The 10,659-nt window shown below is 30.8% G+C and carries 13 protein-coding genes and 1 other annotated feature; of the genes, 12 read left to right on the top strand and 1 reads right to left on the bottom strand.

What is annotated here, in order from left to right:
• Positions 1–194: 194 nt before the first annotated feature.
• From CLOBL_RS12895 to CLOBL_RS12865, 7 genes are all read left to right on the top strand, one after another.
• Positions 195–941: a histidine phosphatase family protein gene (locus CLOBL_RS12895; RefSeq protein WP_077859412.1), complete on the top strand. Its 747-nt coding sequence runs from the start codon at positions 195–197 to the stop codon at positions 939–941.
• Positions 913–1,365, top strand: coding sequence for a GNAT family N-acetyltransferase (locus CLOBL_RS12890; RefSeq protein WP_077859411.1), 453 nt, complete (start codon positions 913–915; stop codon positions 1,363–1,365). The genes CLOBL_RS12895 and CLOBL_RS12890 overlap by 29 nt, the downstream gene beginning before the upstream one ends.
• Positions 1,366–1,452: 87 nt before the next feature.
• Positions 1,453–1,908, top strand: coding sequence for a DUF441 domain-containing protein (locus CLOBL_RS12885; RefSeq protein WP_077859410.1), 456 nt, complete (start codon positions 1,453–1,455; stop codon positions 1,906–1,908).
• Positions 1,909–2,098: 190 nt separating this feature from the next.
• Positions 2,099–2,155: a sequence feature (sodium ion sensor (DUF1646 type); this cis-regulatory element may regulate processes involved in with the transportation of sodium ions), on the top strand.
• Between the two features lie 101 nt (positions 2,156–2,256).
• A complete protein-coding gene (nhaA, locus tag CLOBL_RS12880; RefSeq protein WP_077859409.1) occupies positions 2,257–3,453 on the top strand; it encodes a Na+/H+ antiporter NhaA in 1,197 nt (398 codons plus the stop codon).
• Positions 3,454–3,539: 86 nt separating this feature from the next.
• The gene (locus CLOBL_RS12875; RefSeq protein ID WP_077859408.1) at positions 3,540–3,992 is read left to right on the top strand and encodes a GNAT family N-acetyltransferase; all 453 of its coding nucleotides are present in this window, start codon (positions 3,540–3,542) and stop codon (positions 3,990–3,992) included.
• A gap of 117 nt (positions 3,993–4,109) precedes the next feature.
• Positions 4,110–5,144, top strand: coding sequence for a GntG family PLP-dependent aldolase (locus tag CLOBL_RS12870; protein ID WP_077859407.1), 1,035 nt, complete (start codon positions 4,110–4,112; stop codon positions 5,142–5,144).
• A 64-nt stretch (positions 5,145–5,208) separates the two neighbouring features.
• Positions 5,209–5,736, top strand: a complete 528-nt coding sequence (locus CLOBL_RS12865; protein ID WP_077859406.1) for a GNAT family N-acetyltransferase — start codon at positions 5,209–5,211, stop codon at positions 5,734–5,736.
• A 318-nt stretch (positions 5,737–6,054) separates the two neighbouring features.
• Here the strand turns inward: CLOBL_RS12865 and CLOBL_RS12860 are convergent, their stop codons facing one another.
• Positions 6,055–6,957: a DMT family transporter gene (locus tag CLOBL_RS12860; protein ID WP_179117750.1), complete on the bottom strand. Its 903-nt coding sequence runs from the start codon at positions 6,955–6,957 to the stop codon at positions 6,055–6,057.
• A 445-nt stretch (positions 6,958–7,402) separates the two neighbouring features.
• Between CLOBL_RS12860 and CLOBL_RS12855 the strand changes: the two genes are divergently transcribed.
• The 5 genes from CLOBL_RS12855 to CLOBL_RS12840 all read left to right on the top strand — a co-directional run bounded on the left by CLOBL_RS12855 (position 7,403) and on the right by CLOBL_RS12840 (position 10,648).
• Positions 7,403–7,945: a hypothetical protein gene (locus tag CLOBL_RS12855; protein ID WP_077859404.1), complete on the top strand. Its 543-nt coding sequence runs from the start codon at positions 7,403–7,405 to the stop codon at positions 7,943–7,945.
• A gap of 333 nt (positions 7,946–8,278) precedes the next feature.
• Positions 8,279–8,431: a hypothetical protein gene (locus CLOBL_RS28005; protein WP_179117749.1), complete on the top strand. Its 153-nt coding sequence runs from the start codon at positions 8,279–8,281 to the stop codon at positions 8,429–8,431.
• A gap of 237 nt (positions 8,432–8,668) precedes the next feature.
• Positions 8,669–9,496 (top strand): polyprenyl synthetase family protein, encoded by an 828-nt coding sequence (locus CLOBL_RS12850; RefSeq protein ID WP_077859403.1) that lies wholly within the window; start codon positions 8,669–8,671, stop codon positions 9,494–9,496.
• 39 nt (positions 9,497–9,535) lie between these two features.
• Complete coding sequence (locus CLOBL_RS12845) at positions 9,536–10,042, top strand: DoxX family membrane protein (protein ID WP_077859402.1); 507 nt, start codon at positions 9,536–9,538, stop codon at positions 10,040–10,042.
• A 63-nt stretch (positions 10,043–10,105) separates the two neighbouring features.
• Entirely contained in the window at positions 10,106–10,648 is a 543-nt protein-coding gene (locus CLOBL_RS12840) for a FixH family protein (RefSeq protein ID WP_077859401.1), read from the top strand.
• Positions 10,649–10,659: the final 11 nt, after the last annotated feature.

Below are 10,659 nucleotides of genomic sequence, written 5' to 3'. Positions count from 1 at the left end.
CTCCTTGCCTGATGAAAAATATTCAAGGCAACCTTGGACCTGTTATTTATTTTCAGGTGCCTTAAATTGCAGCTTTATATTTATTATATCATTAATTTTTACAATTCACTTATTTTATAAGTAATGGTATTATTTACTTATAGTATATAATAGATGTTTTGGTATGAATTTTATTTAAGGCATGGAGGAAAAAGATGAGTAGTATAAATAATGGAAGAATCATATTATATTTGATGAGACATGGACAAACTATTTTAAATAAAGCCGGAAGAACTCAGGGCTGGTGTGATGGAGTTTTAACTAAGGAAGGTGTTAATGTAGCTGTAAATGCTGGTCTTGGGCTTAGCGATGTTAAGTTTAAGTCCGTTTATAGCAGTGATTTAGGAAGAGCTGTAAAAACAGCCAGAATTGTTATAAAGGAAAATAAAGCAAGCAGAAATTTACAACTAAAGGAACTTGAAGGGCTAAGAGAAGTATGCTTTGGTAAATATGAAGGAGAACGAGAAGAGGTAATGCGTAATGATATATTAAATTATCTTAATGTAACGTCCTTTAAGGAGGCGGAGGAAAAATATCATTTCCAAAAGGAATACTGTAATTCTTGTGCTACCCTAGATGACACAAAAGTAGCGGAAAGTTATGATGTGGCAATAAGCAGAGTGATGAAAACTTTAGAGCGAATATGCATAGAGAATTCAAATGACGGCGGAGGAAATGTCCTTATAGTAGCACATGGAGGAATTATCAGATTAATTATTGACTATTTGGACAAGAGCTTTGATATACGAAATATGGATAATTCAAGTGTATCTAAAGTCATATATGAAAATGGAAGTTTTAATGTTGAATCTGTAAATGATAATAGTTATAGCGAACGAGGTAAGTTAATTAAAAGTTTAGGAGGAGAGAAGAGTGAAAATTATCGCAAAAAGTCCCTATGATCCTGAGGCAGTAAATTTATTAGAGGAATTATCTAAAAGTTTAGAAGACATAACAGGTAGTACTGGGAAGCAATCTTTTGATTTTAGTGATGTTTGTGTTCCGCGTTCTGTATTTGTAGTAGCATATGATGATGGTGGAGAAGCTATAGGCTGCGGTGGTATACGTCCAATTAATGAGAGTACTGCTGAAGTAAAACGGATGTTTGCTAAAGTAAAAACAAAGGGGGTTGGGAGTGAAATATTATTCCATTTAGAGAATGAGGCTATAAGATTTGGATATTCTGTTTTATGGGTTGAAACTCGAATAATAAATAAAGCCGGAGTATCATTTTATAGGAAAAATGGATATGTTCAAATCAATAATTACGGTAAATATGCTAATGATTTAAGGGCAATTTGTTTTGAAAAGAAGATAGGTGTATAAATATATTTTTAAGCGATGAAGTAATTATATGGTCTATGGTAGAATAAAATTTTATTAGATATAAATTTGTTTAAGAAGGGACTTTTAGTGGATTCTAATATTATATTATTAGTAATACTTGCAGCATCAATACTTGGAAAAGCTAATTCAGTAGCTATTGCAACATCTATATTATTGATTATTAAACTTGTAAATCTAGATAAATATATATTCCATGTTATAGAAGACAGTGGAATGACACTAGGGTTAATATTACTTATTGCTGCTATTTTAATTCCAATTGCAGATGGAAAGTATACAGCTATAAATATTAAAAATGTTCTTGCGTCATGGATTGGTATAGCGGCATTGATAATTTCTCTTTTTACTACTTACTTAAGTGGCCTAGGCCTTCAATATCTTACAGTTCAAGGTCATGGTGATGTAATGCCAGCCTTAATATTAGGAGCAGTAATTGCTTCTGCATTTTTAGGTGGAGTTCCAGTTGGTCCTTTAATTACTTCAGGAATGCTCGCTTTAGGTGTTAAATTGTTACATAGGTGATAAAAGAGGTTAAAAAACACATGAAGAGAACTCAAGGAATAGATAAAAAGCCAGGTGTTATTTTAAACTAATTAGAGAAAAGAAGAGATAATTAACGCTAGTAAAAATGATGGCTAAGAGCTCTAAACTTGATTATTGCAGCATTATATAATATAATCAAATTAGATAATAAATGAATATAATTAGATTCGGTTGGGCAAATTCTACGATTTGCTTTCAAGCAATTTAGTTTCTGGGGTGGGAAACTCTTTTTGAGTATTCCCACCTTTTTTGTGTTTTAATTTTTTGGTGTTATTTGAAAAACTATTTTTGGGGGAAAATATTTATGTAGAGAGAAGGAGATAATATATGAAAGATAAAATTAAAAATAAAGTTATTAGTCCATTTCTAAAGTTTTTTAAAAGTGAATCATCTAGTGGATTGATACTTTTAGCATGTGCTATAATTGCGATTATTATTGCAAATTCAAGCTTAGCTGAAAGTTACGAAAATATACTTCATTCATATATAACAATTGGTTACAAGGAAGTTTCAATATCCATGTCAGTTCTCCATTGGATTAATGATGGATTCATGGCTATATTTTTCTTGGTAGTTGGAATGGAAATAAAGAGAGAGGTAGTGTACGGAGAGCTCAAGTCATTTAAGAAGACAATACTTCCAATATCAGCAGCCATAGGAGGAATGATTGTACCAGCAATTATTTATGCATTATTTAATTATAATAGAGCAACCATTTCTGGATGGGGAATTCCTATGGCAACAGATATTGCATTTGCTTTAGGAGTACTTTCATTAGTAGGAAAAAAAGCACCTAAGGGAATAATAGTATTCCTTACGGCGTTAGCTATAGTTGACGATCTAGGAGCTATTATAGTAATTGCAGTATTTTATACCAGCCAAATTTCCTGGAGTGCATTAATTATGGCTATGGCTATCTTAATTGCTCTTATATTAGCTAATAAATCTAATGTTAAATTTCCAGCAGTGTATATTATTTTAGGTATATTATTATGGATATGTGTTTTAAAATCAGGAATACATTCAACAATAGCTGGTGTATTACTTGGAATGACTTTGCCCATAGGAGAAAATATTCATAAGTTTAAAGATTCTATATTGCATAAATTTGAAGAAACATTAACCCCTTGGTCTAGTTATTTGATAATGCCAGTATTTGCTCTAGCTAATTCTGGAATAACTATCGATATAAAAAGTTTTTCAGTGGCTATAGTGGAGCATGTTAGTTTGGGAATAATATTTGGTTTATTTTTTGGTAAGCAGATAGGTATATTTGTGACATCATATATTTTAGTTAAATTAAAGATAGCTAAACTTCCAGCTAATGTAACTAAGAGGCATTTATATGGCGCAAGTGTTCTTGGAGGAATTGGATTTACTATGTCTATCTTTGTTGCATCATTATCATTTACAGATGAAGCTATATTATCTATGGCGAAAATAAGTATAATAATTGCTTCTATTTTAGCAGCAGCATTCGGAGCAGTAATTTTCAAGTTTATAGAAATAAAAGGAAAGCAATAGAATTATTTAGAAAAATAGTGTATAATCAAAGAAACGTTTACAACTTAAAATGGCATGTTTATCTATAAAAATTGGAGGAAAACAATATGGTTTTAGACATAGTTAAAACTGATAGTAAAAATGTTGATTTTATTAAACTTATAAAATTATTAGATGAAGACCTTAATGAAAGATATGGAGAATTGCAAAAACAATACGACAAGCATAATGAACTAGATTTTATTAAAGATGTTATAATAATTTATAAAGATGATATACCTGCTGCGTGTGGAGCTTTTAAGGAATATGATGCTGATACTATAGAGTTAAAGCGGATATTTGTAACAAAGGATAATAGAAGACAGGGATTATCTAAATTGATAGTTAGAAAACTTGAGGAGCTTGGAAACAGCAGTGGCTATAAATATGCAGTATTGGAAACCGGAATAAAGCAAATTGAAGCAATTAATTTATATAAAAACACTGGATATACCATCATAGAAAATTATGGATCATATGCAGGAAATTCTAATAGTTTATGCATGAAGAAGAGCTTATAATGAGGAATTAGTATATAAGATTTAAAAGTATATGATAAATAAGAATAATGCACGAATAGGATTTTATTTATAATAAAACACAAAAAATGGAATTATAGATTTTTGAGGGAGAAGAAAATGAATTTAATTAGAGATTACAGAAGTGATGCAGCAACTTTGGCTACATTGCATATGAGGCAGGCTATGGCCGATGCAGAAGTAGGAGATGATTTTAATGGGGAAGATCCAACAGTGAATCGCTTAGAAAAAAGAAGTGCTGAACTGTTTGGAAAAGAGGCTGCATTATTTGTTATTTCTTGTACTATGGCTAATCAGATTGCAATTATGGCCTCGACGAATCATGGGGATGAGGTGTTAGTTGGTGAAGAATCACATATCTATAATATGGAAACAGGGGGACTATCTGCACTTGCAGGAGTGCAGACTAGAGTTCTTAGAAGTTTAGATGGAAGGTTTGATTTTCAAGATGTTCAAAAGTCAATTAGAAAACATGGACTGCAAGCACCTATAACAAAAGTATTGTGCTTAGAAAATACATATGATTTAAATAAAGGTATTCCTTTATCTAAAGAATATATTTCAGAAATGTGTGAGTTAGCACATAAAAATGACTTACAGGTTTTTTTAGATGGAGCTAGAATATTCAATGCAGCAGCGGCTCTAAAAGTCGAGCCTAAGATATTATGTGAAGATATAGACATGATGCAGTTTTCTCTCTGCAAGGGCTTAAGTGCGCCAGTAGGAGCAGTCCTTCTTGGAACAAAGGAATTTATTGAGAGAGCACGGAGAATGAGACAGAGAATGGGCGGCGGATTAGCGCAGGCAGGACATATGGCAGCAGCTGGCGTGGTTGCACTTGAAACAATGATTGATAGAATAGAAAATGATAATATAAATGCTAAGAAATTAGCAATGGGGCTTGCTAGCATAAATGATAAGATGGTTGATGTTGAAAAAACTCTAACTAACATTGTTAAAATGGATCTTAAAACTGCTGGAAAGGATGCATATTATATTAGCAGTGTTTTAGAAGAACATGGAATAAAAATAAAAATAATAGATTCAACAACCTGCAGGTTTGTAACTCACAGAGGAATTACAGCAGAAGATATTGATGAAACTATTGAAATAATAAAAAGTACACTTATATAATAAATTAATGATGAAAGGTATTATAGGTATTAATTATACTTTATATTAAATTGAAAGGATGCATATGGACATTATTATTGAGTTAGGAAGTGTAAATGATATTGATGAATTGGAACAGCTTTATGATGATTTAAATGATTATTTGGCAGGAGGAATAAATTATCCGGGATGGAGAAAAGGGATGTATCCTGTTAGGCAAAATGCTATTGATGGAGTTAATAATAAAAATCTATATGTAGCAAGGTATAATGGGAAAATTGTAGGCTCGCTTATCTTAAGCAATAAACCAGAAACAGCATATTATAAAGTAAAGTGGGCTTTTGAGTCTGATTATTCTGATGTTCTTGTAGTATACACATTTGCAGTACATCCGGATTTCTTAAAATCTGGTATAGGTAGGACATTAATAAATTTTTCTATTGAACATGGAAATATGTTACATACTAAAGCAATTCGTTTAGATGTTTATGAAAAGAATATGCCTGCACTAAGGCTGTATGAAAAATGTGGATTTAAGTATGTGGACACAGTTGATTTAGGACTTGGAGATTATGGTTTAGATTGGTTCAAGCTTTATGAAAGAATACTGTGATATAAAGTATAAAAAAGAATCATGTCTAGTATCTAAGGCATGGTTCTTTTCTATATTTAAGAGGAGTATGTATTATGTGAGAAGAACACGTTTTATTAGAACAGAAATATAAAGGCAATGGTTTAAAGATGAATTTAATGAAGAGAACAATAAGGTATCACATTTAGCGTTGTTTCTACATGAAAAAGTAGCTGGAACAGGAAGATTATTGCCCGGGAAAAGTAACTCTAATTATATGATTCCAATCAAAGATCATATAATTAGAGCTGCCAGTTAGAGAAGTATTTCTAATTTCATAATAAGAACCAATTAATAAACCTACATTTCGACTGAGTGTTGTAAAGCCGAAGAAAATTTAATTTGTGATATAATTATGCCTCCAATAATAAGAAGACAACCTAAATAGCCCCTTATGCTCATAGTTTCTCCAAGCATAAGTGCACCACCTATAGCACCAAATACTGATTCCATACTCATGATAATACCTGCATGAGCTGGATTGGCATTTTTTTGAGCCACAACCTGTAAAGTATATGCAACCCCAACAGATAACAGACCACCATAAAGTATTGGAATTAAAGCTTCTCTTATCCCATTAATTGCAATTGGTTCAAAAATAACTGCAGATACAAGACTTAAAATCGAACATGTTGCAAATTGAATACATGACAGTTTTAGACAATCCACTTTCTTTGAAAAATGATCTATAGTTAATATGTGGACAGCCCAAAATATTGATCCTATTATTTCAAGTAAATCTCCATAATTTACACTAAAATTTTCATTTACACTTAAGAAGTATAAACCAATAACAGCTAGTCCTATTCCAAACCAAGAATTTTTCGTAATTTTAACTCCTAAAAATATTCCTATTATAGGCACAATAATCATATAGAATCCAGTAATAAAGCCTGCTTTTCCAGCAGTTGTATAAATAAGTCCTATTTGCTGAAGAGTTGAACCTGCATAGGCAACCGTACCAACTAAAATTCCTGGAATAAGTATATTTTTTGTCCTTACCTCAATGTCATCGTTAGCAGCTTCAGTATTTTTTCTTCTTTTATCTAAGTAAAAAATTAAAGGTACAAGAGAAATACTTCCGAGGGCAAATCTAATTCCGTTGAAAGTAAAAGCTCCTACATATTGAGATCCTACTCTTTGAGCTACAAATGCAAATCCCCATATAGCAGCAGTTAGCAATAACAATAGATTAGAAATCATTCCTTTATTATTAATTTGAATCAGCTCCTTAAAATATAAAGTCTACTTCTATATTCTCATAACTTTAAGCATAATACAAGATATGAAAATATTGTTTAACTATATTATATTTATGCAAAAATAGAGATAGCATTAAATGTAAGTAGTAAAAGGCTATCTCTATTTTGAGTTAAGTTGTTTCCGTTGATAGTATTCACAAAAAATGAAATTATATACAGCCATTTTATAAATTATAATGTTGCATGTATTTTGTATAGAGAGAAATTTAACTTCTTACTTATGTAATTCATAATATAATTAAGATTATTCATGATTTAATACGAATAACATTAAAAAATATCTCAATAATGTCTATATTAAAATTGATTAATGGTGAAAAAGCATGTTATAATTGGATATATTAAAGAGACGTAGGAAAATAATAAAAGAAAAGGGAGAAGTAAAAATGAAAAAGCTAAAATTAACAAAGGTAATGGGGAGCGCGTTAGTAATAGCTTCAATTTTTGCGTTAAATCCAATGGGTGTAAGTGCAAGTTGGAAACAAGATTCTAATGGCTGGTGGTGGAATACTGGAAATAATTCATATGTTGTAGGCTGGAGAAACATTGATGGCAAGTGGTATTACTTTAGTTCTGATGGATACATGGTGCATGATACAACTGTAGATGGATATCAAATTGGTTCTAACGGTGCGTGGATTCAAGAATCAGAAGATGCTTCATCAAATTTAAAACAAAAAATTAGAGAAACCGTATTCAATGAGCTGACTTCAGGGGAACGACAGAGTGTATCAGGATCATGGCAGGATAGTGAAATTTCTAAAATAACTTTAGAGGATGGTATGGGAACAATAAATGACAAATCTTATATAGGGAAACAAGTATATTTAATTGACTTCCCAACTAAGAATGAAATAGAACCTAATATTATAACTGTATTTGTAGATATGAATAATTATAAAATAATAGGATATGGTTTTGTAGATTAAACAAATTTTTGGTAAGTTAATATTAAGAAGTTATTTTATTCTACTATATAAAGTTTAAGAAAAAACAAATAATATCTAAAAGAAGTCTGTACTTATAATGGTATGGGCTTTTTTTTTATAAAGACTAGATAGAAGCATGATTAGTAAAAGAATTAAGTGATATTTATTTAAATATTATAATAAGGATTTCTTCATAAGTTCTACATATGTTCTTGGTATAATTTTTAATTAAATAAGGCACATGAAAATAGACTTATTATTTATTTGATTGTGCCTAAAGTAAAGAAAAATATTTGATAATAAGTATTAATAAAGTATTTGGAGGTGTTAAATATGGTTGCTGAAGTGGTAATAACAGGGATAATAATATTAGCAGTTGCACATATTCTTTATCATAGATCTAAAAAAAACATGTCAGGAGGATGTTGTTGCGGTAAAGGAAGTAAGAATAAGAAAAAATTCAGTGAAATAGGTAAAGAAAAATAATTTAGAATAAATCTAAAGAGCCTTGACAAAAAAACTTGTCAAGGCTCTTATTAAATTTCTATTAAATAAATCTATTAGGTTAAATATAATTTAAAGTTTGAAAATGCTAAAAACATCTTCATAATATCTACACAAATTCTGGATATACTTTATCAAGGCTGGCATCAATTTATATAAAGTACTGAAATAAAATAACTTTACTAGAAGATTTAAATTAATGAGAGAGGTGGTGAAGTCATGCTAAGTTTTATAGAAACAAAAAATTCAGTAGATAAAGAACTCTATGAAGTTGAGATGATTTTAAAGAATATGGGAAAGGATTTTAATTCAGGTCTAACAAAAGATATATTCGATTATTTCTTTAAGGTTCCTGGAAAATATCTTCGTCCATTGCTAATTATACTTTCAGCAAAAACTATAAAACCCAATATGACTATGGAGCAAAGGAAAAAGTTAATTGAATTAAGTGTAGCTATTGAACTTATTCATAGTGCCAGCTTAGTACACGATGACATAATTGATAATGATTTAATTCGTCGTGGACAAAAGACATTAAATAATGTACATGGAAGAAAGATAGCAGTTTTATCAGGAGACATTTTTTATGCTAAAGCATTTTCTATATTATTAAAGCTTCCAACAATGGAGGAAAAGCGGATAATTACGCAGGTTATTGAGGAAATGTGTATAGCAGAAATTGAGCAGGCTAGAAATAAAGAAATTTCAAGAGAGGATTATCTGAACATAATAAAAGGAAAGACTGCAGTTTTTATGAGTGCTTGCTGCAAGCTTGGAGCAAAAGCAGCTGAAGCTAACGAAGATGAAATTATAAAATTAGAGGAATTTGGGTTGAATTTTGGTATGGTATATCAAATAGTAGATGATTGCATGGATGGCGATTGCAATGCCATTAGAAATAATATAACAATTGAGAATGCTAAAGAGTTTGCTATAAAAGCAGACGAGGCAATTGAAAATTTGGAAACATCAATATATAAACAGGGACTTATAAGTCTTTTGAATTATGTGATTGATTTGTCTAATAGAAAAATAAAAAAAGCTTAATATACATTAAAAATAATTATAGAGAGTGGAGGAAAATAGATGAAGCCTTTTAATAATAAGTACTTGATTCCTGTATGGACAATTCTTCGTATATGGCTGGGATTCCAATGGTTAATTCCAGCAATGGAAAAACTTCAAGATCCGAAATGGGTAGGTAATGAAGCGGGGACGGCAATAACAGGCTTTCTAAAAGGTGGGTTAGCACAGGCAAGTGGAGATCATCCATCAGTACAATGGTGGTATGCAAAATTTATAGAAAATGTTGCACTACCGAATGCAGGAGTTTTTACTTACGTAGTACCAGTTGGTGAATTTCTTGTTGGTATTAGTTTAATACTTGGAGCTTTTACTATTGCAGGGTTAATTGGTGGTGCTCTTATGAATCTAAATTATATGTTAGCAGGAACAACAAGTACTAATCCAATTTTATATACTGCAGCCATAATCTTAATGGCAGCTGGAGCTAATGCATATACAATCGGAATTGATAAATTATTAATATCTTTTTGGAAGAAGAAGTTTAGCAAAAGAACAAGCATGGCATAAGAAATTTAGTTTGATAAATACAAATTTTAAATAAATGTTACAGATGAAGGGAGTTTATAGACAATGAAAAAGAAAACAATTAGAGGTGCACTATTAAGTTTAATTCTTACGTTAGGTCTTTCAACAGCAGCTTTTGCTGATGGTATGAGTAACATGGAAATGGGAAAAGGAACAGAAAAAAGTGCAAGTGGCATAAATGCTGAGCTAACTTTTAATAAAGATAATAAAGCTAAAACTGGTAAGAATGATGTGATGGTAACATTACATGATGATAATAATAAAGAAATTGATAATGCTGATGTTAAGATAAGTGCAGAAATGGACAAGGACTCTGACATGGGCAGCATGGATATGGATAAGTCAAAGCCTATTGAAGCAACATTGGAAAGTAGTGGACAAGGTCAATACATGGGAAATATAGATTTTTCGGATAAAGGAAAATGGGTTATTACAGCTAATGCTACAGTAAATGGAGAAAAGAAAGATATAAAATTTGATGTTGATGTAGTAAGTGCAGGTCCAAATTGGATTGTTATAGGTGGATTTGTTGGAATAGTAGCAGTAATAATTGTGGTAGCTGCAATAAAGAAAAAAAGCAGTAAATAATGCAGAAGAAT

It is taken from the genome of Clostridium sp. BL-8, from assembly GCF_002006495.1.
Classification (GTDB): Bacteria; Bacillota; Clostridia; order Clostridiales; family Clostridiaceae; genus Clostridium.
The sequence above is the reverse complement of the archived record's forward strand: the minus strand, read 5'-3'. Positions and strand labels throughout refer to the sequence as shown.

Excerpts from the sequence above, each read along its gene's own strand:
- CLOBL_RS12865 (WP_077859406.1), top strand. The coding sequence starts at position 5,209 with ATGGACATTATTATTGAGTTAGGAAGTGTAAATGATATTGATGAATTG.
- CLOBL_RS12870 (WP_077859407.1), top strand. The coding sequence starts at position 4,110 with ATGAATTTAATTAGAGATTACAGAAGTGATGCAGCAACTTTGGCTACA.
- CLOBL_RS12850 (WP_077859403.1), top strand. The coding sequence starts at position 8,669 with ATGCTAAGTTTTATAGAAACAAAAAATTCAGTAGATAAAGAACTCTAT.
- CLOBL_RS28005 (WP_179117749.1), top strand. The coding sequence starts at position 8,279 with ATGGTTGCTGAAGTGGTAATAACAGGGATAATAATATTAGCAGTTGCA.
- CLOBL_RS12895 (WP_077859412.1), top strand. The coding sequence starts at position 195 with ATGAGTAGTATAAATAATGGAAGAATCATATTATATTTGATGAGACAT.
- CLOBL_RS12875 (WP_077859408.1), top strand. The coding sequence starts at position 3,540 with ATGGTTTTAGACATAGTTAAAACTGATAGTAAAAATGTTGATTTTATT.
- nhaA (WP_077859409.1), top strand. The coding sequence starts at position 2,257 with ATGAAAGATAAAATTAAAAATAAAGTTATTAGTCCATTTCTAAAGTTT.
- CLOBL_RS12840 (WP_077859401.1), top strand. The coding sequence starts at position 10,106 with ATGAAAAAGAAAACAATTAGAGGTGCACTATTAAGTTTAATTCTTACG.
- CLOBL_RS12845 (WP_077859402.1), top strand. The coding sequence starts at position 9,536 with ATGAAGCCTTTTAATAATAAGTACTTGATTCCTGTATGGACAATTCTT.
- CLOBL_RS12855 (WP_077859404.1), top strand. The coding sequence starts at position 7,403 with ATGAAAAAGCTAAAATTAACAAAGGTAATGGGGAGCGCGTTAGTAATA.
- CLOBL_RS12860 (WP_179117750.1), bottom strand. The coding sequence starts at position 6,957 with ATGATTTCTAATCTATTGTTATTGCTAACTGCTGCTATATGGGGATTT.